This is a genomic window from Mesorhizobium sp. RSR565B, assembly GCF_054719465.1.
In genome coordinates, this window is record NZ_JBTTIE010000001.1 from 2,023,424 (window position 1) to 2,046,722 (window position 23,299).

23 protein-coding genes and 1 tRNA gene are annotated in these 23,299 nt (G+C 63.6%); 16 read left to right on the top strand and 8 right to left on the bottom strand.

Annotation, left to right across the window (positions count from 1 at the left end; all coding sequences use genetic code 11):
- Position 1: 1 nt before the first annotated feature.
- Together ACYG9R_RS09680 and ACYG9R_RS09685 are read right to left on the bottom strand one after the other, a co-directional pair.
- A complete protein-coding gene (locus ACYG9R_RS09680; RefSeq protein WP_023671228.1) occupies positions 2–304 on the bottom strand; it encodes an urease subunit gamma in 303 nt (100 codons plus the stop codon).
- Between the two features lie 30 nt (positions 305–334).
- Positions 335–1,156: an urease accessory protein UreD gene (locus ACYG9R_RS09685; RefSeq protein ID WP_081726189.1), complete on the bottom strand. Its 822-nt coding sequence runs from the start codon at positions 1,154–1,156 to the stop codon at positions 335–337.
- A 235-nt stretch (positions 1,157–1,391) separates the two neighbouring features.
- On the opposite strand from ACYG9R_RS09685, the gene ACYG9R_RS09690 reads away from it, so the two are divergent.
- From ACYG9R_RS09690 to ACYG9R_RS09700, 3 genes are all read left to right on the top strand, one after another.
- The gene (locus ACYG9R_RS09690; RefSeq protein WP_023671226.1) at positions 1,392–1,646 is read left to right on the top strand and encodes an acyl carrier protein; all 255 of its coding nucleotides are present in this window, start codon (positions 1,392–1,394) and stop codon (positions 1,644–1,646) included.
- A gap of 5 nt (positions 1,647–1,651) precedes the next feature.
- Positions 1,652–2,860, top strand: coding sequence for a beta-ketoacyl-[acyl-carrier-protein] synthase family protein (locus ACYG9R_RS09695; protein ID WP_023683604.1), 1,209 nt, complete (start codon positions 1,652–1,654; stop codon positions 2,858–2,860).
- A gap of 153 nt (positions 2,861–3,013) precedes the next feature.
- Positions 3,014–3,718: a glutathione S-transferase family protein gene (locus tag ACYG9R_RS09700; RefSeq protein ID WP_023823956.1), complete on the top strand. Its 705-nt coding sequence runs from the start codon at positions 3,014–3,016 to the stop codon at positions 3,716–3,718.
- 25 nt (positions 3,719–3,743) lie between these two features.
- Here the strand turns inward: ACYG9R_RS09700 and ACYG9R_RS09705 are convergent, their stop codons facing one another.
- The 4 genes from ACYG9R_RS09705 to ACYG9R_RS09720 form a co-directional block, all read right to left on the bottom strand.
- A complete protein-coding gene (locus ACYG9R_RS09705) occupies positions 3,744–4,115 on the bottom strand; it encodes a hypothetical protein (protein ID WP_023683605.1) in 372 nt (123 codons plus the stop codon).
- 85 nt (positions 4,116–4,200) lie between these two features.
- Positions 4,201–4,821 carry a nucleoside triphosphate hydrolase gene (locus tag ACYG9R_RS09710; protein WP_023671222.1) on the bottom strand — a complete coding sequence of 207 codons (621 nt, stop codon included), beginning with the start codon at positions 4,819–4,821 and terminating at the stop codon, positions 4,201–4,203.
- 269 nt (positions 4,822–5,090) lie between these two features.
- A complete protein-coding gene (locus ACYG9R_RS09715; protein WP_023823957.1) occupies positions 5,091–6,182 on the bottom strand; it encodes a hypothetical protein in 1,092 nt (363 codons plus the stop codon).
- A gap of 236 nt (positions 6,183–6,418) precedes the next feature.
- Positions 6,419–8,230 carry a methyl-accepting chemotaxis domain-containing protein gene (locus ACYG9R_RS09720; RefSeq protein ID WP_023823958.1) on the bottom strand — a complete coding sequence of 604 codons (1,812 nt, stop codon included), beginning with the start codon at positions 8,228–8,230 and terminating at the stop codon, positions 6,419–6,421.
- Between the two features lie 266 nt (positions 8,231–8,496).
- On the opposite strand from ACYG9R_RS09720, the gene ACYG9R_RS09725 reads away from it, so the two are divergent.
- From ACYG9R_RS09725 to ACYG9R_RS09785, 13 genes are all read left to right on the top strand, one after another.
- A complete protein-coding gene (locus tag ACYG9R_RS09725) occupies positions 8,497–9,465 on the top strand; it encodes a D-alanyl-D-alanine carboxypeptidase family protein (RefSeq protein ID WP_023823959.1) in 969 nt (322 codons plus the stop codon).
- Positions 9,466–9,896: 431 nt separating this feature from the next.
- Positions 9,897–10,799, top strand: coding sequence for a DUF1003 domain-containing protein (locus ACYG9R_RS09730; protein WP_023752512.1), 903 nt, complete (start codon positions 9,897–9,899; stop codon positions 10,797–10,799).
- A gap of 162 nt (positions 10,800–10,961) precedes the next feature.
- Positions 10,962–11,038 (top strand) — tRNA-Arg (locus ACYG9R_RS09735).
- Positions 11,039–11,336: 298 nt separating this feature from the next.
- Complete coding sequence (locus ACYG9R_RS09740; RefSeq protein ID WP_023727819.1) at positions 11,337–11,570, top strand: acylphosphatase; 234 nt, start codon at positions 11,337–11,339, stop codon at positions 11,568–11,570.
- A gap of 157 nt (positions 11,571–11,727) precedes the next feature.
- Positions 11,728–12,381, top strand: a complete 654-nt coding sequence (locus ACYG9R_RS09745; RefSeq protein ID WP_023823961.1) for a Rieske 2Fe-2S domain-containing protein — start codon at positions 11,728–11,730, stop codon at positions 12,379–12,381.
- A complete protein-coding gene (locus tag ACYG9R_RS09750; RefSeq protein WP_023699367.1) occupies positions 12,378–13,223 on the top strand; it encodes an aromatic ring-hydroxylating oxygenase subunit alpha in 846 nt (281 codons plus the stop codon). Before ACYG9R_RS09745 ends, ACYG9R_RS09750 begins: the two co-directional genes overlap by 4 nt.
- Entirely contained in the window at positions 13,220–13,879 is a 660-nt protein-coding gene (locus ACYG9R_RS09755; RefSeq protein ID WP_023823962.1) for a glutathione S-transferase family protein, read from the top strand. Before ACYG9R_RS09750 ends, ACYG9R_RS09755 begins: the two co-directional genes overlap by 4 nt.
- Before the next feature lies 1 nt (position 13,880).
- Complete coding sequence (locus ACYG9R_RS09760) at positions 13,881–15,260, top strand: amidohydrolase (protein ID WP_023823963.1); 1,380 nt, start codon at positions 13,881–13,883, stop codon at positions 15,258–15,260.
- A 26-nt stretch (positions 15,261–15,286) separates the two neighbouring features.
- Positions 15,287–16,384 carry a BMP family ABC transporter substrate-binding protein gene (locus tag ACYG9R_RS09765; RefSeq protein WP_196813599.1) on the top strand — a complete coding sequence of 366 codons (1,098 nt, stop codon included), beginning with the start codon at positions 15,287–15,289 and terminating at the stop codon, positions 16,382–16,384.
- A gap of 3 nt (positions 16,385–16,387) precedes the next feature.
- A complete protein-coding gene (locus tag ACYG9R_RS09770) occupies positions 16,388–17,911 on the top strand; it encodes an ABC transporter ATP-binding protein (RefSeq protein WP_023823965.1) in 1,524 nt (507 codons plus the stop codon).
- Positions 17,908–19,008 (top strand): ABC transporter permease, encoded by a 1,101-nt coding sequence (locus tag ACYG9R_RS09775; protein ID WP_023823966.1) that lies wholly within the window; start codon positions 17,908–17,910, stop codon positions 19,006–19,008. The genes ACYG9R_RS09770 and ACYG9R_RS09775 overlap by 4 nt, the downstream gene beginning before the upstream one ends.
- Positions 19,005–19,916 carry an ABC transporter permease gene (locus tag ACYG9R_RS09780; protein WP_023734807.1) on the top strand — a complete coding sequence of 304 codons (912 nt, stop codon included), beginning with the start codon at positions 19,005–19,007 and terminating at the stop codon, positions 19,914–19,916. The genes ACYG9R_RS09775 and ACYG9R_RS09780 overlap by 4 nt, the downstream gene beginning before the upstream one ends.
- 548 nt (positions 19,917–20,464) lie before the next feature.
- Positions 20,465–21,052, top strand: coding sequence for a hypothetical protein (locus ACYG9R_RS09785; RefSeq protein ID WP_031199366.1), 588 nt, complete (start codon positions 20,465–20,467; stop codon positions 21,050–21,052).
- 358 nt (positions 21,053–21,410) lie between these two features.
- Here ACYG9R_RS09785 and ACYG9R_RS09790 read toward each other — a convergent pair whose 3' ends face one another.
- Positions 21,411–21,665, bottom strand: coding sequence for a hypothetical protein (locus ACYG9R_RS09790; RefSeq protein WP_196813590.1), 255 nt, complete (start codon positions 21,663–21,665; stop codon positions 21,411–21,413).
- 146 nt (positions 21,666–21,811) lie between these two features.
- Complete coding sequence (locus tag ACYG9R_RS09795) at positions 21,812–22,915, bottom strand: LacI family DNA-binding transcriptional regulator (RefSeq protein ID WP_031199367.1); 1,104 nt, start codon at positions 22,913–22,915, stop codon at positions 21,812–21,814.
- Positions 22,916–23,299: the final 384 nt, after the last annotated feature.

Below are 23,299 nucleotides of genomic sequence, written 5' to 3' on the forward strand. Positions count from 1 at the left end.
CTCACCTGATCGGTTCGTGAACGGTCACCAGCTTGGTGCCGTCGGGAAAGGTCGCCTCGACCTGCACGTCGTGGATCATCTCGGCGATGCCTTCCATCACCTGCGCGCGGGTGATGACATGGGCGCCGGCCTCCATCAGTTCGGCGACCGGGCGGCCGTCGCGGGCGCCCTCGACGACGAAATCGGTGATCAGCGCGATCGCTTCGGGGTGATTGAGCTTGACGCCGCGTTCCAGCCGCTTGCGCGCCACGATCGCCGCCATGGCGATGAGCAGCTTGTCCTTTTCACGCGGCGTCAGGTTCATGCGCTTTCCTGGATTTGGCCTGTATTTGGCTCAGAGTGACCATAATTTGGGCAGACCCGCCCGCCCGTTGAGCAGTTCGACGAGCGGAACCAGCCGCTTGCGCAGCTGATAGCCGTCCTCGGCAAACAGCCTCGCAAGAAGCTTGCCAGATTTTTTGACGCTCCAGGCGCTGGCATCGCCGTCGGCGCCGACGATGTCGCGGGCCGGATCGAGCAAGGCTTCGGCCTGCGGCGAGACCATCAGCAGCGTCGCAGCGGCAATGGCGCCGCCGGCGACCGCCGGGCGGCCAAGTGCCGCCGCGATAGCCGGCCCGATGCGGAAATCCTCGGCATGAACGAGCGCACCATCCTGGCGGACACGCCAACGGTCGTGGAAATGGCCGTGCGCGGCCTCTTCGCCCATGGCGAGGCGGCCGAATATGGTGGCTTCAAGCAGCAATGCCTCGGCGCCTGCGGCAAGCTCGACCTCGAGCGTGCGGGCAAAGGCCGAGCGGTCGAAGACGATGGTTTCCTGGGGCAGCCAGGCGATACGCCCGCCCGCGCCGACGCTGAGCTTCACCCGAACTTCGGCGCGGTCGCTAGCGGCACGATAGATCTTTTCGCAGGCCTGGGTGGTTATCGAGGCGGAGGCACCTGGCCCGACATCGATTTCCCAGCCGAGCCGATCGCCGCCGGTCAGACCGCCGGCGGTGTTGATGAGCACGGCTTCGAGCGGATCGGCCGCAACGGCCGGCATGCGGATTTTGGCCGAGCCGTCCTGATAGAGGCGCAAAAGCCGGGTGCGTCCATCCCTGACGCCGCACGCAAGCCGGGCCGCCCCGGCCGCGCGCTGGGCCGGAAGAGCTGGGATCAAGACATGCTGCAACGTATCCACGGCGCTAACGTTAAGCACTCCCGGCGCTTTGTCGATATGGTGCTTGTTGATATAGCTTGTTGCTTGACAGCGTTTCCGTTTCTATAGAGGGAGCCTCTTTGGAACGGTCATGCTGCGCCTGGCGGGTTTTTGAAGGCGACGGCGATTTCAGTCCAGGCAACAGGGGCGCCAACCAATCGGCACCGCGACGTTATAAAATTGGGGAAGGAATCGAATGGCTGACGAGCTGGCAACGGAAATCATCGCCAAGATCAGGGCACATGCGGAGCCCGGTGGCGAAGAGATCACCACCAATACGGAATTGACCGCGCTTGGCATCCATTCCCTGGAACTGACCGAGATCATCTTCGATCTCGAGGAGCAGTACGGCATCGAGATCGAGATGAACACGGTCGATGCCTGGAGCAATCTCAAGAATGTCGGCGATATGGTTGAGGCTGTTCGCGCGCTGATTGCGAAAAAAGCCTGAGCTGAATGCAAAAGCGCGTCGTCATTACCGGCATCGGCGGCATATGCGGGCTCGGCGCCAATGCGCCTGCAATCTGGAACGAAATGCGGGCCGGCCGATCGGCCATCGGTCAAATCAGCAATCCCGGTTTGCATGATCTGAAGGTCAAGGTCGGCTGCGAAATCAAGACGCTGCCCGACCATGGCATCAGCCACAAGCAGACCGTGTCGATGGACCGCTTCAGCCTTTTGGCGACGATTGCCGCGCGCGAAGCCATGCAGCATGCCGGCCTGACATCGAATGAAGCAACCACCTACCGGATGGGCGCGGTTGTCGGCGTCGGCGTCTGCGGCTGGGAGGCGATCGAGGAGAACTACCGCGCCATCCTGGTCGACGGCAAGAACCGGGCCGGCATCTTCACCGTGCCAAAAGTGATGCCGAGTGCGGCGTCCGGCCATGTCAGTATGAATCTCGGCCTGCGCGGGCCGGTGTTCGGCGTCACTTCGGCCTGCTCCTCGTCCAATCACGCCTTTGCCTCGGCGGTCGACCAGATCCGGCTCGGCCGCGCCGATGTCATGGTCGCCGGCGGCACCGACGCGCCGCTGCTCTGGGGCATCCTGAAAGGCTGGGAAGCCCTGCGGGTGCTGGCGCCCGATACCTGCCGGCCGTTCTCAGCCGATCGCCAGGGCCTGTCGCTCGGCGAAGGTGCTGGAATGGCGGTGCTGGAAACCTATGAACACGCCATGGCGCGAGGCGCTACCATTCTGGCCGAATTTGCCGGCGCCGGCCTTTCCGCCGACGCTTCCGATATCGTCGCGCCGACAGTCGAGGGACCGACGGCGGCGATGCGCGCCTGCCTGGCGGACGCCGGGCTCAATCCCGAGGACGTCGATTATCTCAACGCCCACGGCACCGGCACCAAGGCCAACGACCAGATCGAGACGGCGGCAATCAAGCGCGTCTTCGGCGACCATGCCTATAAGCTGTCGGTGTCGTCGACCAAGTCGATGCATGCCCATTGCCTCGGCGCCTCGGGCGGCCTGGAAATGATCGCCTGCGTGATGGCGATCCGCGAAGGCATCGTGCCGCCGACGGCCAATTTCCGGCAGGCCGACCCCGACTGCGATCTCGACATCACGCCGAATGTGGCGCGCGAGCGCAAGGTGCGCGCGGCGATCAGCAACGGTTTTGCCTTCGGCGGCACCAATGCCGTGGTGGCGTTCAAGGCGGTCTGACGGCAAGCGACTGGCCCTGAGCGACTGGCCCTGAATGACTGCGAAGACGGTGTGTGCACCGTCGGCCGGTTGATCGGCAAAGACGCCGAGGATAATCCTTCGCAACACGCCAGATGGCGCGATACCGCGCCAAATTCCCGACCGGAGCTTTCGATGACCGACCTGTCCGCCTTTCCGATCACCAAGCGCTGGCCGGCCAGCCACCCCGACCGCCTGCAGCTCTATTCCGCGACGACGCCGAATGGCGTGAAAGTCTCGATCGCGCTGGAAGAACTCGGCCTGCCCTACGAGGCGCATCTGGTGGATATCGGCAAGGACCAGAGCTGGACGCAGGAATTCCTGTCGCTGAACCCGAACGGCAAGATACCTGCGATCATCGACCCCGACGGTCCAGGCGGCAAGCCGCTCGGCCTGTTCGAATCCGGCGCCATCCTGCTCTACCTCACCGACAACACCGGCAAGCTGATCCCTGCCGATCCGGCGCGGCGCTACGAGACCATCCAATGGGTGTTCTTCCAGATGGCGGCGATCGGACCGATTTTCGGACAGGTCGGGTTTTTCAACAAATTCGCCGGGCGCGAGATCGCCGACAAGCGGCCGCTGGATCGCTACCGCAATGAATCGCGGCGGCTGATCGGGGTGCTGGAGACGCGGCTGAAGGGTCGAACCTGGATCATGGACGACGACTATACGATCGCCGACATTTCGATGCTGGGCTGGGTGCGCAATCTGATCGGCTTCTACGAGGCGCGCGAACTCGTCGGCTTCGACGACTTCCCCACCGTCGCGGCATGGCTGGAGCGCGGGCTGGCGCGGCCCGCGGTGCAGCGCGGCCTGACCATTCCCGCCAGGAATTGACCTCGGCCAGCCGAAGCAGCCGGGTCTATTTCGCCTTGGCCTTGCTTTTCGAGCCGCCCTTGCCGATGACGGACGCAGCGAGCGACGCAGCGCCCCTGGCTGTCGCCGCCACCGCACCAGCGGCGACATTGGCGGTCGCCTTGACGGTGCGCATCGCGCCGCCGGCCACCGAGCCGCTGCTTGCCGGCTTCTTGGGTTTGGCGGTTTTCGCCGTCACCTTTGCCGTCGCCACCGGTTCTACCTTCTTTGGCGCCGCTTTGCCGAAAGCCGGCTTTGCGTCCTTGGACCGCTCGGCGATCGCCGGGCCGGCGCCTGCCTTCGCCTGCGTGGCCTTTGCCTGCCTGGCTTTGGGTTGAGCGGTCTTGCTCTTGGCGGGTGTTTTTGCCTTGGTTGCCATCTGACGGTTCCCTCACGGCGGCACGATTGCCGATGAGAGATAACGACCTGAAAGTCTTAAGGTTCCCGTTCCGAAGTCCAGCGAACTATGCGGGATCGCCAACAACCAGGTCGGCGGACCTGCGACGGCCGAGCACGCGATCGATGTTGGGCATGTCGTTGGAAGCGATCCAAGCGCGGGCGTCTTCGTCGGAGCGGCCATGCTCGTGCCAGCGCACCAGAAGGCGGCGCTCGAGTTCGGCACGCGGCACATCGACAAAGATGGTGAAGTCGAACAGCGGCGCCAGCCGCGACCACGGCTCCTCGTCCAGCAGGAGGTAATTGCCTTCGACCAGGATGAACTTGGTCTCGGCGGCAACGATGGAGGCGGCGGCGCGCGACAATTCCATGCTGCGGTCGAACACCGGAATGGCGATGTCTGGCTCGCCCGAACGGATGCGCTTCAACAGCGTCTCGAAGCCGGCGAAGTCGAAAGTCTCCGGCGCGCCCTTTCTTGACCGCAGGCCGCGCTGGTCGAGCACGATGTCATCATAGTGGAAGCCGTCCATCGGCACGACTTCAGCCGCGCCCTCCGGCAACAGATCATGCAGGCCGGCCGAGAGCGTCGACTTGCCGGCGCCGGGCGGGCCGGCAATGGCGACGATGAAGCGTTTCGCCTTGCCGGCGCGCTTGAAGATGGTGGCGGCGAGATGGGCGATTTCGGACATTGGGCGCTTCCAGCTATGCTTTGCATCTTGTCGGCAGTTTGAGGAAATTTCAAACCGCGATTTGGGCAATCTCACGACATCCGCCACGTCAGCGCCGCCCCTCGTCGCCCTGCCGGTGTCCAGCCGATAGATGGGTAACACTTCTCCCCCTATGCGTCCGCCGCAGCGCCAAGCAGATTGGTTGGCGCGGCGGTGCGGCGGACAAGCTCCATGTGCCGTGTGTCGAGGATGCCGGCAGGCAGGTGAGGGGCAGGGCCAGCGTTCGAAAATCAGCCGGGCTGGCCGATCCGCAGGAAATCGCTGTCGAACCTGACATCGCGGGTCGAACCATCGGCTCCGGTGAGATGCATGTGACCTGAGGCTGTCCCGATAGCGCGCGGCGGCTCGCCGTTTGCCTGCGGCAGCGCGCCGATGACATGGCGGAAGGAGACTTCGCCGCCGAGGGTAAAAGCGGTCGCGATCCCTTCGCGCTTCAGCCAATTGTCGTCGATCGATGCGGCATGGCCGATGGCGGCGCGGCCGTCCTCGATGCCGAGCACGCCGCGATGGCGGCTGCTCCACGGCGCGTAGTCGCGGCCGCCATTGCTGAACCACAGCATGGTGACCGGAAGCTCCGCCGGGTTCTTCAGCACCAGCACCAGATCCTGTTCGGCCCGGCGCGCCAGCGCCGTCCAGCCCGGACCGTCATGATCGGCTTCGACCAGGGTGATGAAATCCTCGCGCTCATCCTCCATGCGGTAGTCGGTGAGATCGAGCGTGCCGCCGCCAGTGGCTGGAAAGCGCGTCAGATCGGTCGAGCGGGCGGGATAGGAAAGCTTGAAGCGACCGCGGGCCGGATCGGGCTCCAGCGGTGCGTCCAGTGTCCCGGCAAAGCGCTTCGGCGAAAAGGCCAGCCGGCCGCCATCGCGCATCGCCGCCATCGGATGGTGGGCGGCGGAGACAGCGCCGGAACCGCCGGAAAAGACATGCTCCTGATAGAGGAAGGGATGACTGTTGCGGAGCGTGAAGATCTTGTCGACCGTCGCGCCCATCACCGTGCGGCGCAACCGGAAGACGGCCCGCCAGCCGTCGGATATCGCTTCGCTGGCGGTGACATCCCAGGCGCTGTTGGCCGGCCAGCCATGCAGCGGTGCGGCCTCGATGTCGCTGGCCGAAAACGGTGCGCATAGGAAATCGCCAGACAGCCGCACCGTGCCTTGAGGCAGATCCGGCGGCAGCGTCTCGCCGGCATCGATCCAGGGCGCGCGGTGCAGCGGCTTCAGCTGGCGGCCATCGCTGTCGACCGTCATTTCGGCGATATGGCCGACAGTGAGATCGAGCGTGACCGAAATGCCCTTTGCCTTGATCGTGACCGTATCCATCCGCGCACCTGCTGATTCTGATGGCAGCGAACAAACCCGCTCCGCGACGGATGCGCAAGCACAGCGACCGGCATTTTGCATCAGGGCGATTTTTACCCTCCCCCTTGTGGGGAGGGTCGGCGAGCGATCGGAGCGAAGCGGAGATCGATCGACGGGGTGGGGGTAGCGCCCTACAAGGACCCCCACCCCGATCCGCTACGCGGATCGACCCTCCCCACAAGGGGGAGGGTGGACGCCTACTGCCGCTTATACTCGCGCACCGGCGACTTGGTGCCGTCGGTGTAGGTGACCTGCACCGCCATCGAAGTCACGTTGTCGGCGACCTTGAAGTAAGGCTGGTAGTCATAAGGAATGGCGTACGGGTCCTTCTTGTCGCAAGGCGGCAGCTTGATCTCCTTGTCGAGCGCCGTGCCGTTCAAGCTGTAGCGCACCTCCTTGATGCCGCAGCGGAATGACAGCATCTGGGAGAAATAGACCAGGCCGTGATTGCCGCTGGCGTCGAAGGCGATCCACGACGTCCAGAACTGGTCGAGGATCTGTTTGTTGCCCTGTTGCAGCGCCGCGTCCGGATCGAAACTTATGTCGAACGGCCCGGTCTCGCGGCCCCTGAGATCGAGATATTTGACCCCGATGGTGGTGGCCGTGGTGCTGTCGGGCAATTCGAAGCTCGGATTGGGCATCGGCTTGCCGGTGCGCTGGTCGTTCATCGCCATCAGCCCGGTGTCGGTGAACGGACCTGACACACCCATGCGCCAGGAAATGCCGGTCGCGGCCTCGGGCAGCGAGATGGAGATCGTCCAGCCGGCATTGGAGCGCATCGGCGTCAGCGTCGGGGCAAAGCGTGCTGGGTCGAGCACGTCGCCAAGCGCCGTCAGGCGGGTACGGCTGCGGTCGAGCCAGTCGGCGAGCTGCGTCTGGTCGACGAAATATTTGAGCAGCCCGCCTTCCTTTTCATAGGAGACGAACTTGGTCAGCGCCTCGGCCTCGCTGCGCTTGTCGGACAGCGACTGGACGCCGAGGCGATCCTCGGAAAACTCCTGCGCGAGCAGGTAATAGGCCGGTGCGAAATCCGGATTGGCCGCGATGAAGGCGTTGAGCTTGTCGAGACGTTGGGCATCGTCGAACTGCAGGATATGGACCAGCTTGATCGACAGCGCCTTGGCCTTGTCGGCCAGGGCGCCGAACACTTCGCGGGCGCCGGCCTTGCCGTCCTGCACGCGCAGCAGGGTGGCGAAGCGTGTGTAGGGATCGACGGCGTCGACGTCGAAACCGGCGACAGCGAGATAGGAGCGCCGCGCATTCAGCATGTCGCCGGAAAGCTCGTAGACGCGGGCATTGTGGTAGAATTCGTCCGGCCGCTTCGGCTCGGCGATCGTCCCGCCCTGCGCGGCCAATGCGGCAAAGCCCTTGGCGATGGTGTCGATCGAGGCGGCGATCTGCTCGGTGGTCGCCTGAAGCTTGTCCGCCTGCTCGGCCTGTTTCTGCTGGCCGGCAGCGAGCGTTTCGGTCGTCTGCTTGACCGCCTCTACCGACTTTTGCGTCTGCGCGCCCTGCTCAGCCTGCTGCTGCTGGGTCGACGCAATTTCCTCGGTCTTCTTCGCCACCGCGTCGGTCGATTGCTTGACCTGGTCGACCGCCAGCTTCGTCTCGGTTACCGTTTGCTCGATCCTGGCCACCCTGGCCGAGACGATGCCCATCTGCTGCTGCAACTGGGCGATGGCCGGCACCAGGCCGGCGATCACACCGTTCTGCGAATTGGTCTGCTGCTGCAGGCCATAGACGCCGCCGGCGACGGCGGCAGCGCTGGTGGCAAAGATCAGCGCCGGCAGCGCCTTGGCGGCCAGCACCAGCCGCAGAACGATGGCAATGGCGATGATGGCTGCGGCAACCGAAGCGACCAGCGCGATATAGGCGGCGAACGGCGCCAGCGGATTGAGGATGTCGGAAGCAGCGCCGCCGATGAAAGCGACGCTGCCGGCCCATTTGCCGGTGCGGCTGAGCGAAGCCCTGATAAGAGATGGCGCAGCCGCGCCGATGTCACCGGTCATTGTCAAATCCCCCAAGCAATTGCCGCCTCTATAGCAGCACCGCGACCCCGCAGGCAAAACAGGACAGGAAGCAGGCGATTTCGGGCGGGTGGGCGGATGTCGAGGTTGCCGTTTCAGCGCCGATGATTGGCGAAGCCGAAGCGACATCTGATCTCCCCCCTTGCGGGGGAGATTGGCAGCGTCATCGGCAGCTCCGCCGTTAACCAAATGGACGAACACAATGGGTTAGGCTAGGTTCCGGCCCTCTCAGCAACGCCGGACTTGCCTTGCCAAACTTCCATTTCCCCTCCCTCATACAAAAATTCGTCGCGGCCTTGCTGCTGCTCGTCTTCGTTGCCGGCTGCAGCACCACCGCGCCGCCCGACAGCGTGCTGGCGGTGCCGGCGCCGCAGGAGAAATATGCCGCCATCGTAATCGATGCCGGCAGTGGCAAGACGCTGTTCGAGGTCAGTTCGAGGGCGCAACGCTATCCGGCGTCGCTGACCAAGATGATGACGCTCTACCTGCTGTTCGAGGCGCTGGAGTCCGGCCGTGTCTCGAAGGAAACGCAGATCCCGGTCTCCGACAATGCCGCCCGGCAGCCGCCGACCAAATTGCGCTTCAAGCGCGGCGAGAGCATCGATGTCGATTCGGCGATCCGGGCGATCGTTGTCAAGTCGGCCAATGACGTGGCGGTGGCGGTGGGCGAATATCTCGGCGGCTCGGAGAACCAGTTCGCCGCCATGATGACCTCGAAGGCGCGCCAGATCGGCATGAGCAGCACCGTCTTCCGCAATGCCTCCGGCCTGCCCGACGATGGCCAGCACACATCGGCGCGCGACATGGCGACGCTGGGGATGGCGCTGCGCGCCCGCTTCCCGCAGCAGTTCCACTATTTCTCCGAAAGCGACTTCATGTTCCGCGGCCGGCTGGTGCGCGGCCACAACGACATGCTCGGCCGGGTGCGCGGCGTCGACGGCGTCAAGACCGGCTATATCAGGGCATCCGGTTACAATATCGTCACGTCCTACAATGCCGACGGCCGGCATCTGATCGTGGTGGTGATGGGCGCCGACAGCGCTAGGCAGCGCAACGACCATGTCGAAGCGCTGATCCAGCGCAGTCTGTCGCCCGCCATGGCCGATACGAAGACGCGGCTGATGTTTGCGGGAGATCAGCCGGCCGCGTCGCCCGGCCTGCCGCCGCCTGGTTTGCCGGCGCAGGGGTCGCAGTTGCCCGGTTTACCGCCGCAATAGAACCCGTCGTTGGGTGGAGGAACTCTGAAACGCCGGCGGGACAGCACCCCCCTCTGGCCTGCCGGCCATCTCCCCCTCAAGTGGGGAGATTAGCAGCTTCGGCGTCTCGCCTCTTTTTCGTGTTTGGCGAAGCCATGGCGACATCTGATCTCCCCCCTTGAGGGGGAGATGTCCGGCAGGACAGAGGGGGGTCGTGAAGGATCGCTGCCTCATCTTAACTCTGCAGCAGGCGCGACCTCCGTCGGCAACAGCACTTCGGCGGTCTGGTTGCCGAGCAGCAGGCGAGCGAGGCCCCGGGGGGCTGCGCCGCCACAGGCAATTGCAGCAGGCATTCATCACAAGCGCTTGCACAAGCCCCCAATCTTCACCGCCACAGTGGCTATGCCGCCTCGCCTTGGCGTATCGTGGGCGCGACAGCAGGAGCCGGCATCATGAGCCCAAACCCATCCGAACAGGCCGACAATGAAAACGACAGCGGCGGCGAGTATTTCGAGGCGCCGACCGACCACGACGCCGAGCTGGTGGCCGACGAGGCGCTGGAAGCGCCCGATGTGCCGGACTCCGAACCCCATGGCCGCCTGAAGCCGAAGCGGAAACCATCGGCGATATCGGGCCGCAAATTCCGCAAGCGCGACCTGGTGCGCATCGACGACCTGCGGCCAAGCCTGGCCGACCGCATCCGCTCCGACCATCCCGACCTGCCGCGCGGCGCCCGCATCAGCCGCGAAGAGCTCGGCCGCTATCGCATGCGCTACATGGAGGAGTTGCTGCAGCAGGAGCATGGCGAATTCTCCGAGCTCGACCGCCAGGTGGTCGAATCGATCGCCAGGCAGGACACGATTTCGGAAAACTCGGAAGAGGAGTTCGAGGAGCACCGCTCGTTCGCCGACCGCGTCTCCGACAACATGGCGGCTTTCGGCGGCAGCTGGTGGTTCCTGATCTCGTTCGGCAGCGTGCTTGCGGTGTGGATCGGCATCAATTTGATCGCGGGCGTGAGCAGCGCCTTCGACCCCTACCCCTTTATCCTGCTCAACCTGCTGCTCTCCTGCATCGCCGCCATCCAGGCGCCGATCATCATGATGAGCCAGAGACGGACGGAGGCCAAGGATCGCCTGCGCTCGTTCAACGACTACCGGGTCAACCTGAAAGCCGAGCTGGAAGTGCGCCATTTGCACGAAAAGCTCGACTATCTGATCTCGCGCCAATGGACGCGGCTGGCTGAAATGCAGCAGATGCAGCTGGATGCGATGCACGAACTGACCGGCGCGAAGAAGGCGAAGCGGGCGCCGCGCAGGGTGCGCAGGCGGGTGGCGAAGGTGGAGGTGGCGGGGTGAGTCCCGGGCTGAGGCTGCAGGGCGGACGCGAAGTTGCCAAGCCGCGCGACGTGGCTTCGAAAATATCGCCACGCCAATTGCCCGTTGAAGCCCGGCGCGGCTTCCGCTAAGAAGCCGTGGCTGGCCGGCCTATCGGCTGGTTCGTTTTCAGGTTCCTTGAAGGCACCCGTAGCTCAGCTGGATAGAGCGCTGCCCTCCGAAGGCAGAGGTCACAGGTTCGAATCCTGTCGGGTGCGCCAACTTACCGATGCATTACAATAGCTCAGATAACCCTAAAGCGCGTCGCGCTGAAACGGATTCATGCGACGCGCTTTAAAGTCTTTGTTTAATGCATGTCGTTGTCCCACAACCGCGGCACTTCTGGGCGACATGCATGAGTGCCCGGGTCTAGGCACGGGCGATCAGTCGATATTCGGTGTTATTGGCGCGTCGATTACCACTTCCGCCCGTTCAGTCAGACGCTATGCTGCTGACCGTGACACCAAGGCGCGCGTTCCGTTCGTGATGAAGCAAAGTCAACACCGCTTGCATGAGCGGATGACCATTCGCGGCCACCTCGAACCCGCGTCCTTCCTGCCCTGGATCATGCGCCATGCGGCCAAGCTCGGTCTCGCGCACCACATCGCTCATGCAAGCACCGATCGCATCGAACTCGATATTGCCGGTGCGGCGGAACTGATCGACATGATGGAGATGGGATGTTCGCTTGGGCCCATTGAAGTCTGGGTCGAGACGATCGACCGCGCGCCTGTCGAGCAAAAAAACATATAGCTTTGCGTGTGGTTACCCTCCGTTTGCACTTAATTTAATCAATATTGCAATTGCGAAATAATTATGCATACGTCAGCCGCATCGAGCGGTTCGCCAACTCCTTGCGCCGGCATCTCTCTGGTCGGGAAACAGTAGTATCAGTACGGAAAGTAAGGTCATGCTGTCCGACAAGACGGACACCTGGGTGCCGGTCGCCCTTTCCCAGGATCTGCCAACAGGACAGGTAATGCCGGGGCGGACGCCCGCCGGTCCCATTGCCCTCTGGCGAAGCCAATCGGGGCGCTTGGCGGCATCGGCGGATCGCTGTCCGCATCGCGGCATGCGCCTCTCCCATGGCTTCGTGCGCGGCGAGGCGCTCTCCTGCATCTATCACGGCTGGACCTATTCGCAGGCCGGTCAGTGCCTGCGCATTCCTGCCCATCCCAGCCTCACGCCGCCGGAGACGATTCGCGTTGCGACCCGGTTGGTCGAAGAGGCCGGCGGGATCATCTGGGTCGCTGATGGAGAGCCTGATGGCAACCCACCCCTTTTTGAGGGTTACGTGCCGCTCCGTTCATTGACGGCCCGTGCCGGACATTCGGCGCTCTCGGTCGCTGCCGGTACGAAGGCCACCGTTGAAGGATACGTCTGGCAGGCACCCGGCGCGCCGGCAATTCGCCTGCTGCCTATCCCGCAGGAAGCCGGCGAGACGCTGATCCACGTCCTTGTTCCAGCCGATTGCGATGCGTCCGAGCGCATCGCCGCCTCGCGAGCCGCCGAGAGCCTTCGGCGCATGGCCGAAGGGATCGAGGCGAAAGGGGCTGTGCCATGATCGACGATGCGATGCGCGACGAATGGTATCCGGTCGGGCTTTTCAGCCGGCTCGACCGCTATGGGCGCGAGACCACCCTGATGGACGAGCGGATCAAGGTTGCGCTCGACGCCAATGGCGCGGCGAAAGTGACAGGCGAAAACGGGCGCGTGCTGCCGGTTTCGGTGCGCTATGGCCATATCTGGTCGTCGCTCGGCGAACCGAAGAAACCGGTCTTTCCGATTCCCGAGGCAGACCAGCCCGGGCGCCGCTTCGTCGATGTCGGCGTGGTGCGGGTGCGCTGCTCGCCGCTCCGTGCCGTCGAGAACTTCCTCGACATCGCACACTTCCCCTTCGTCCATACCGACATCCTCGGCTCGGAGCCACATACCGAGGTCGAAAACTACAAGGTCGATATCCGCGAGGAAGAGGATGAGGTCTGGGCGACCCAGGTGAAGTTCTACCAGCCGCAGGCGGCGAAATCCGCGAGCGGAGGTATCACGACGGAATACATGTACCGCGTGCCGGCTCCGACCTGCTCAGTCCTCTACAAGACCTGCCCGCCGCGCCCGGGCGAATGGGATGTGATTGCGCTATTCGTCCAGCCGCTTGCCGAGGATCTCTGCGACGTCTGGCCGTGGATGGCGCTTTTTGATGACGAGACGCCACAGACCGACCTCATCCATTTCCAGCAGACGATTTTCCTGCAGGACCGCTCGATCCTCGAAAACCAGATCCCGCGTCTTTTGCCGCTCGATCCCGGCATGGAAATCCCGACGCGCGCCGACCTGACCTCGGTCGCCTATCGCCGCTGGCTGAAGCGCCACAATTATACCTACGGCGCGCAATTGGTGGCACAATGAAGCTTTACGACTACATCCTCTCCCCAAGTTGCTACAAGGTGCGCCTGATGGCGATGCTGTCAGGTGTGAAGCTCGAAATCCGCCCGGTCGACTTCCATCCCGGCGCCGAGCATCGCGGCCCCGAGCTTATGGCGCTTAATCCGGGAGGCTCCATCCCGATCCTTGAAGACGGCGACCTAATCCTGACCGAGTCTTCCGCCATGCTTGGCTATCTCGCCGCGAAGGCAGCACCGGCCTGGCTCGGCAGCGGCGCCCCCAAGGAGACGGCGCGCCTCCAGCAATGGCTTTTCTTCTCGCACAGGCTGACCGCCAACCTCGGCGGCGCGCGCCTGCATGAGATGCTGCTGCGCCCCGGTGACATCGGTGCGCTTCAGGCAAATGGCATAGCGGCACTACGTGAGCTGGAAGCCGGCCTCTTCGAACAAAAAATGCGTGGCGATCGGTTTCTCGCATCCGACCGGCCGACGATTGCCGACATTGCTTGCTTTCCCTATGTCGCGCTCGCGCCCGACGGTGGCGTTTCCCTCGATCCGTATCCCACGATCCGGCTCTGGTCGCGAGCGCTCCGCAGCCTCGACAATTTCATCGAGATGCCCGGTATCCACCGGCTGCACGAGTTGAAGCCCGAACCGCGACCCATACCGGACGAGGCGTGAGGTGACCGGCTATCTCCTGAAGAATTGCGCAGCGGTCATCACCGACGAGGGCAGGGGTCCGAGCGTCCGGCGCAATGTCGATGTGCTGACGAATGGCCCGCAGATCGAGGCAATCGGGCAAGGCCTGCACAGAAGCGAGTTGCCGGCCGGTACTATCGTGCAGGACGCCGACGGCTGGTTCGTCTATCCCGGCCTCGTCAACACGCACCATCACTTCTTTCAGTGCTTTGTGCGCAACCGTGCCGACCTCGACTGGACGAAGCTGTCGGTCATCGAATGGCTCGACCGGATCTATCCGATCTTCTCCCGGCTCAACGAGGATTGTTTCTACCACGCCTCGATCACGGCGATGGCAGAGTTGATAAAGCACGGTTGCACGACGGCCTTCGACCACCAGTACAATTTTCCGCTCCATGCCGGAAAACGGCTCATCGACCGGCAGTTCGAAGCGGCCGACCTTCTCGGCATGCGTTTCCACGCCGGCCGCGGCGGCAACACGCTGCCAAAATCGGAAGGCTCGACCATTCCAGACGAGATGCTGGAGACCACGGACGAATTCATTGCCGACTGCGCACGCCTCATCGACACTTATCACGACACCGGTCCCTTCAGCATGCGTCAGGTCGTGGTCGCTCCCTGCCAGCCGGTCAACTGCTACCGCGAGACCTTCGTGGAATCGGTTTCGCTGGCGCGTGATCGCGGGGTGCGGATGCACACCCATGTCGGCGAGGGCGAAAGCCCGATCATCGAGGCCCGCCATGGCATGCGTACGGTGGACTATCTCGAGGACCTCGGATTTGCCGGCCGAGACACTTTCTATGCCCATTGCTGGGAGCTGACGCATGACGAACTGCGGCTGATGGCGGCGAGCGGCACCGGTGTCTCGCATTGCCCGGAGCCGGTCTATCTGGTGGGTGCGGAGGTGACTGATATTCCCGCCATGTCCGCCTTTGGCCTGCGCGTCGGTCTCGGCTGCGACGGTGCTGCCTCGAACGACAATTCCAACCTCATGCACTGCATCCATTCCGCCTACATGCTGCAATGCCTGGCGGCCTCGACGCGCGCTCATCCCGTGCCTGCGCCGGTCGATTTCCTCGGCTATGCGACAACGGGCGGGGCCGCGCTTCTGGGCCGCAATGACATCGGCCGACTGTCGCCCGGCATGGCCGCCGACCTCTTCGCGATCGACACGCGCCGCATGGATTATGTCGGCACGCGCCACGATCCATTGAGCCTGATCGCCAAGGTCGGCATCGGCATGCCCACCGACATGACCATGATCAACGGCCGCATCGTCTGGGAGAAGGGTGCGTTTACCGGGCTGAACGAGACCCGGCTTGCTGCGGACGCGGAAGCCGCTTTTGCCGCGGTGGAATTCTAACAACTTAAGACAGGGGAACTGACATGCTGAACTATCTGACCCGCAGAACTCTGATGAAGGGCCTTGCCGCGACAGGGCTTGCCGGCGCGCTTGGCAGCCGTCCCGCCTTTGCGGCCGACGAGCCGCTCGGTATCACGCTCGTGCTCCCGTCGCCGGTCGGCGATGTCGGCTGGGGCCATGCGCTCGCCGCCGGGCTCGAGCCGGTCAAGGCCGCGTACGGCGACAAGGTGAAGATCACCGTCATCGAGAACATCGCCGAAGGGCCGGACGCCGACCGGATCATGAACAAGACCGTCGTCGACGGCAACAAGTTCCTGATCGCCGGCTCATTCGGCTACCAGAATGGTGCATTACAGATCGCCCGCCGCGATCCTGGGGTCACCGTGCTGCATGCCTCCGGCTTCCAGACCGCGCCGAATTTCTCGCCCTTCGCGGCGAAGTATTTCCAGGGCACTTACCTGCTCGGCATAGCCGCCGCGGCTCTTTCCAAGACCGGCAAGCTCGGCTCCGTCTCGGCCTTCGCCATTCCGGAGCTGATCACCTCGATCAACGCATTCACGCTCGGCGCACAGACTGTAAATCCCGATATCGAGGTATCGGTCGTCTGGGTGAACTCCTGGTTCGACCCGGCCAAGGAACAGGAAGCCGCCAAGGCGCTGATGGCACAGAACTGCGACGTGATCTTCTCGAACGCGCAGGACACACCCTCCGTGATCTCGGCCTGCGAGGAGGCTGGCGTCTACGCGTTCAACCTCAATTCGTCGATGAAGAAATATGCGCCGAAGAAATATCTCGGCTGCATCGCGACGGACTGGTCGCCCTTCTTCAAGGCTTCCGTGGATGCCCATCTCGCCGGAACTTTCAAGGGCGCCAACACCTTCCTCGGCGTCGCGGAAAAGGTGGTGGAGGTCGTGGACTGGAACTCAGATATCCCAGCCGACACGATGACGAAGATCAAGGAAGTGGCGGCGAAGATCGCCGACGGCAGCTTCTCGCCCTTCACAGGTCCAATCACCAAGGCCGACGGCAGCGAAGCCGCCGCCGCCGGTGCGACGATAGCGGATCCCGAGATCGTCGCGATGGACTGGCACGTCAAGGGTGTCACCACACCACTGCCGAAGTAAGTCATGACCCCGCCCCTTCTGTCGCTCCGCGGCATCTCGAAGAGCTACGGCCAGATCCGGGCTAACGAAGCCATCGATCTGGACGTGGCGCCCCAATCGATCCATGCGATTCTCGGGGAGAATGGGGCGGGCAAATCGACGCTGATGAAGCTCATCTATGGCGTTGAACAGCCGGACGAAGGCACCGTCGTCTGGAACGGAGAGCCTCTGCGCCTTGCCTCGCCCGCTGAGGCACGGCGCAGGGGCATCGGCATGGTCTTTCAGCATTTCTCGCTGTTCGAGACGCTGACTGTCGTCGAGAACATCCAGCTCGTCGTCCCCGGCGGCAAGGCGGAGCTGGCGGGGCGCATCCGCAGCCTCGGCCAGGATTTTGGCCTTGAAGTAGATCCTCTCGCCGATGTGCACGCGCTCTCGGTCGGCGAACGGCAGCGGGTGGAGATCATCCGCTGCCTGATGACGGACCCGAAGCTGCTCATTCTCGACGAGCCGACCTCGGTCTTGCCGCCGCAGGCGGTGAAGAAGCTGTTCGACACGCTCAGGCGCCTTCGCGACCGCGGCGTGTCCATCCTGTTCATCTCGCACAAACTGGAGGAAATTCGCACGATCTGTGACCAGGCGACCGTCCTGCGTGGAGGGCGCGTTATCGGCACCGTCGACCCACGCGACTATGATGCGCACGACCTCGCCCGGATGATGATCGGCCGCGACATGCCCGAGGTGATGCCCGCGTTGGCCATGCCCGAGGGGGAGAAGCGGCTGGAAATAATCGGCATGGACTACACGCCGGACGACCCCTTTGCCACGCCGCTCTCCGGCATCAGCCTCACGGTACGATCAGGCGAGATCCTTGGCATAGCCGGAATATCGGGCAATGGCCAAGGCGAGCTTGCCGCGCTCATCTCGGGCGAAGCGATGCTGCTGAAGGAACAACGCGACCGGATTTACATGATGGGCCGCGACGTAGGCACACTCGATGCGGCCGCGCGCAGGAGATTTGGCTTCGCCTTCGTGCCCGAAGACCGGCTGGGACGCGGCGCGGTCCCTGAAATGTCGCTCGTGCTCAACACCGTTCTTACCGCCCATCCTTTCGATCTCGTGAGGCGCGGCCTCATCAACAGCGCCGCAGCGACGGCTTTTACCAGCGAATGCATCCGTCAGTACGACGTCCGCGCCTCCGGCCCGCATGCCGAAGCGGGCTCGCTGTCCGGCGGCAACTTGCAGAAATTCATCGTCGGTCGCGAGATGATGCTGTCGCCAAAACTGCTTTTCGTGGCGCAGCCGACCTGGGGTGTAGACATTGGCGCTGCATCCGCCATCAGAAGGCGGCTCATCGCGTTGCGCAACCTGGGCGTGGCGATCCTCGTAATTTCCGAGGAACTCGAGGAACTTTTCGAACTCTGCGATTTCATCCAGGTGCTCCATCATGGAATGCTGAGTCCGCCTCTGGTCACGCGGGACACGCGCCCCGAAGACATCGGCAGATACATGATCGGAGCACATGCCTCGCCAGAGAAGGTTCCTGCATGAGCTTTTGGGCCGCGCCGTTCCTCCCCGCGCTCGTCCGCCGGGAGCATGCCTCGCTCGTCGCGGCCATGCTGGCCCCGGCTGTCGCGCTTGGCATGGCGATCATCCTCAATCTGGGCCTTTATGTGCTGATAGGCCGAGATCCGGCGGCCGTCCTGTACGCGATGCTTCTCGAGCCGTTCCTCTCCTGGGCATCGTTTGCGGAGGTGCTGCTGAAGGCGGGGCCCCTTCTCCTCATTGCTCAGGGGCTGGCGATCGGTTTCCGCGCAAAAGTGTTCAACATCGGCGCGGAGGGCCAGTTTATCCTGGGCGCTATTTTCGCCTCGGCGATCCCCGTCTGGTTTCCGCAGGCGACCGGGCAGTGGATCTGGCCGCTGATGCTGCTTCTCGGTGCCCTCGGCGGTGCGCTTTGGGCATCTATCACCGCCTTCTGGCGCGTCAGGCTCAATGCGAACGAGATCCTGGTCTCCTTGATGCTGAGCCTCGTTGCGGCGCAAGTCCTCAACTACCTGCTGCTCGGCCCATGGAAGGACCCGGCCGGCTTCAATTTCCCACAATCCGTCATGTTTCAGAACGACGCGATGGTGCCGACCCTGATCACCGGTACCCGAGTCAACGTCTCGCTGCTCATCACACTTGCGCTCTCGCTGGTGGCCTGGGTTTTCATGCAGCGAAGCTTCATGGGGTATAAGCTCAAGGTCGGCGGCCTTGCCCCGCGCGCGGCCGGTTACGCCGGCTTCAGCGAAGGGCGTGCGATTTGGCTATCGCTTCTGATTGGTGGCTTGGCGGCGGGACTGGCAGGCGCCGCGGAAGTCGCGGGTCCGCTCGGCCAGCTGCAGCGCTCGATCTCGACCGGCTACGGTTATGCGGCCATAATTGTCGCCTATCTCGGCGGCTTGCATCCAGTCGGCATCATCTTTTCCGCGCTCTTTATGGCTGTCCTCTATATCGGCGGCGACAATGCGATGGTGTCGGCAAACCTGCCGATCGCCGCCGTCCGCGTCTTCCAAGGCAGCTTGCTGCTCGCCTATCTCGGTGCTGTGGCCTTCGTGCGCTACCGCGTCGAGTGGCGCCGCCCCCATCACCTGAGCCAGCCATGAACGCCGTCGAGTTCATTATTTCGGGCATGCTCGCAGCGGCAACCCCCTTTCTCCTTGCCGCACTCGGCGAGTTGGTGGTCGAGCGCGCCGGTGTTCTTAACCTCGGCGTAGAGGGCCTGATGGCCCTCGGCGCGGTGCTCGCGTTCATCGTCGTCTACCACGGCGGTGGACACCTGCTGGGGTTCGTTGCCGCCGGCCTCGGTAGCGCCGTCCTGTCCCTCGTCTTTGCAGTGCTGGCACTCGGATTCCGGGCAAACCAGGTCGCGACAGGCCTTGCGATCGGCATTCTCGGCCAAGGCCTTTCGGCGCTGTTCGGCAAAAGCTACGAGAGCTTGACGGTGAAGGGGCTCCCGAAACTTGTCTTTCCCGGCCTCTCGGAAATCCCGGTAGTCGGCAGGCTGTTTGTCCAGGACGTCGTCGTATGGCTTTCCCTTGCCGTGACGTTTGCGATCTGGGCGATGTTTGCCTATACGAGAGTCGGCCTTGTCGTGAGGGCAATCGGCGAGAATCCCAAGGCAGCCCACGCCATCGGCTATCCGGTCATCGCTATCCGTGTCGCGGCCATAGCTTTTGGTGGCATGATGGCGGGTTTTGCCGGCGCCTATGCGGCGGCGGTGTACACGCCCCTTTGGGCGGACGGTATGATTGCCGGACGTGGCTGGATCGCGATCGCACTCGTTGTCTTTGGTACGTGGCTCGCTGGCCGCATCTTCCTGGGTGCCTGCCTCTTCGGCGCGGTTTCGCTGATGAGCCTCGCCGCCCAGGCGACCGGTCTGGACCTGCCATCGCAACTGCTTTCCAGCCTTCCCTATCTCGTTACGATCGTCGTGCTCGGTGTCATCTCGGCGGACCGCCGCTTGCTCAGGCTGAACGGTGTCGCCTCGCTTGGCGAACCCTTCGAACGTTAGCCGGGATGCAAAGTGGATTTGCGAAACTCGACGTAAGTTGAAGAGATTCGAAACGCCAGCGGACGATCGGCATCCGATCCAAAGGGCAGAAACGCCAAACGGGGCGAAGGTATGCCCGCAAGGGTAGCGCTGACGCCGTCGACTGCGAGCAGCGGAACGATGTGGCGCACAACGCGCCCGACATCGGTGGAGATCGTCGCGGGTTTCTTGGATCGTCCCCTTTTCTGCAGTACGAGCCCCATTCTCGAGGGTCCATTCTCCACCGCAGCCTAGGGAAGCGGCGTCGCAAGATGGCCTGAGGCATGCGCCCGGCAAATTCCCGCATGCGAGCACTCGTCCTGCCTGTCTAAGGTTCCGAGTCTAAACGCAAATCCTCGATTTTTTCCGCCAATTCTAAAATATATATTCCGATCGCCGCAAGCAGCCATAACAACGATTTCCAATACAACCTATTCTCGCAGAAACTAAAAACGCTACACTCGCGTAATCATATTGGTAACGGATGCTGTTCAACCTGCGTACAGGCAACCAGCACGGGGAGCGTCATTATGGATTTCTTTAAAAGTTTAACAAAGGCCTTGGCCGGTGGCGCTGTTGCCGTGGCTTTGTGCTTTCCGGCTGGCGCGGGCGGGCTCAGTGTGGGCATCGGCGGCAGCGGTGGGGTGGGTGTTTCGGTCGGCGGCAGTGGCGGCGGGCTTGGCGTCGGTGTCTCGGTCGGCGGGAGCAAGGGCGTCAATGCCGGAGCGACGGTCGGAGGCACCAGCGGCACCCCCGCCAGTGTCGGCGCCTCGGTTGGCAGCGGCGTTACCGCCGGCGCCGGCGTATCGGTCGGCACGGGCGTCGGGGTCGGGGTCGGCGCAACCGTCGGCAGCAGTGTCGGGGTCGGCGCCGGGGTCGGGGTGGGCAGTGGAGTGACGGCCGGGGTCGGCGTCGGCATTGGCACACAGACAACGTCCACCAGCCCCAGGGATCCCAACACGCCGGCGGTGCCGACGCGACCGGCGGTGGTTGCCATCAGCGCCATGTCGGCCGGCCAGATCGCCAAGATGAAGAAACGCTGCGCCAGCGTGCTCAGCGGCAAGGGCACCTACGACCGGGACCTGAAGGAGCTCTGCCGGATATTGGCGCGGCGCTGAGTACCGCAACATCGCATGTGCCGTGGGGCATCAGTCTCTCAGCCAGCCCCAATGCCGCAAGGTGGCGGGCATTCTTAGGGAGAGAGCTTTGCCGAGCGGTTCAGCGTTTCGCGGAAAGGCGGAACCGGTCAGGCTGTGCGCTTTCATCGGCGGCATTCTGCATGGCTTGGTCACCGAGCCGAAGGAAGCGCGCCGCCCGGTTGCGGCCTTAATCTGACCTCTGCCGTCCGTCCGGTCACCCGTTTGGGCCGGCTCGAAGATTCGCCTCTGGCCTTTTGTATCACCCGCTCTAGCTGCTTTGTGTTAGGCTCGTCATGTTAGCCTTGTCTTGCTGATGGAGGTTTTGATGGATCGGCGATCATTCTTGACAGCATTGTTCGGCGTTGCGGGGGCCGCGGCGCTTGCTACCGCGGTTCGGCCTCTCGAGGCCGTGGCCGGGGTTCCCAATATCGGTAACGGCATTCTCGATGAACTCGACAAGCAGGATGCCAATTCGTTTGATGACGACGAAGGCCCGGGCGATGTCGAGCAGATATCGCATCGGCGATGGCACCATCGTCGCCACCACAGGCGGCATGTCTGGAGACGGCACTGCCGCACGTTCTGGCGGCATGGCCGGTTACGCCGGCGCTGCTATCGCAGGCGCTCCTTCGTCGTCTTGCGGTTCTAACCGCGGCACGTTCCCGGATAGACCCTGCCCTGAGGCGCAAACACCAAACAGACCCATCCCGATTTGCATCGGGATGGGCTGGTTCAGCTTTATCCAGCCACAGCTGCCACCGAATCCCGCTGCACCAGCGGGCATTCCAGCTTGGTGATTGGATAGCGGCCGCGGCCGGGAGGCGCCGGCACTTCGAGCTGTTCGATCGCCCATTGGCCCATCGCCATGTGCGGCAGGATCGATGTCGTCAGCGGCGGGAACAGATGGCGGGCGATCTCCTCGTCGTCATAGCCGACGACGGAGATGTCCTGCGGGATGTGCAGGCCCGCCTCCTTCAGCGCTTCGTAGCAGCCGATGGCTGTGCGGTCGTTCTGGCAGAAGATGGCGGTCGGGCGCTCCTTCAGCGCCAAAAGCTTCACGGTCGCGGCATAGCCGGCGCTCGCCGACCAGTCGCCCTCGACCACCAGTTCGGGATCGAACGGGATGTCGGCGGTGGCGAGCGCTCTGCGGTAGCCTTTCAGCCGGTCCTGCGCGGCCTGCATCCACGGCTCGCCGGTGATGGTAGCGATGCGGCGGTGGCCGTGGCCGATCAGATGCCGGGTCGAGTTCTGGCCGCCGGCGATCTCGGACGGCACCACGGCCGGGAAGGCATAATCGGCCGTGTAGCAGTTGAGCAGGATGACCGGGATGTCGAGGCCGTAGAGGAAGTCCGGCGCCGTGATCTCGCGGGTGAAGATGGTCATGTAGATCAGCGCCGAGATGCCGCGCCTGGTGAGCGCCGCAATGGCGCGCGGCTCCATGACGGCGTCGCTCATCGTCTGCGCCACGAGCAACACATTGCCGGCGTTCCACGACGCCTGGCGCGCGCCCTCGATGGCGACAACGGCTTCCGGGCTTGTCGCCAGCTGGTCGACAGCGAAACCGATGACACCGTCAAGTCCATCGAAGGCGGGAACAGGTTTGCGCAGCGCCGAGAAGGCGGGTGCTGCGTAGCCGAGCGAGCGCGCGGCGTCGATCACCCGCTCGCGCGTCTGCTGCGACAGCCGGATGCCGGGCGAATCGTTGAGCACGAAAGAGACGGTCGCCTGCGAGCAACCGGCTGCCCTGGCAATGTCGGTCATGGTGACGCGGCCGCCCTTGGCAGCTCTCGCCGGCGCCTTGCGCCGCTTCGCCGTGTCGTCCGGATCCCTCGTCTCGCTCATGGCATTGCGTCCCAATCCCCAGCCTGTCTAGTCGCAAGCCTGCCACACCGACAAGATGGTGTCGCGCCGTCGACCAATGGAAATAGTCGAAGGCGTTTATCTTTATTAGCAGCTTTGAAGTTCGCCGCCATGCCGCTTCGGGCCGCGTGAAATTCGAGGACTGCAAGGCATCTGCTTGCGCGAAGCCGTGCTGCACCTGTTCGGGCAAATTAGACCTAGGGCCACCCCCGAGTGTCCGCGCGAGACCTCTGCTAATAGTGTTTACTAATACAAAACGACGCTGTAACGTCAATCCGCCGTGTCCGGTCAGGTGGGACCCGTGCGGCGAGAAGTGCACGTGAACGGCCCGATGGTGAGCGGGGTTTGCCTCCGCAAGCCTGGTCT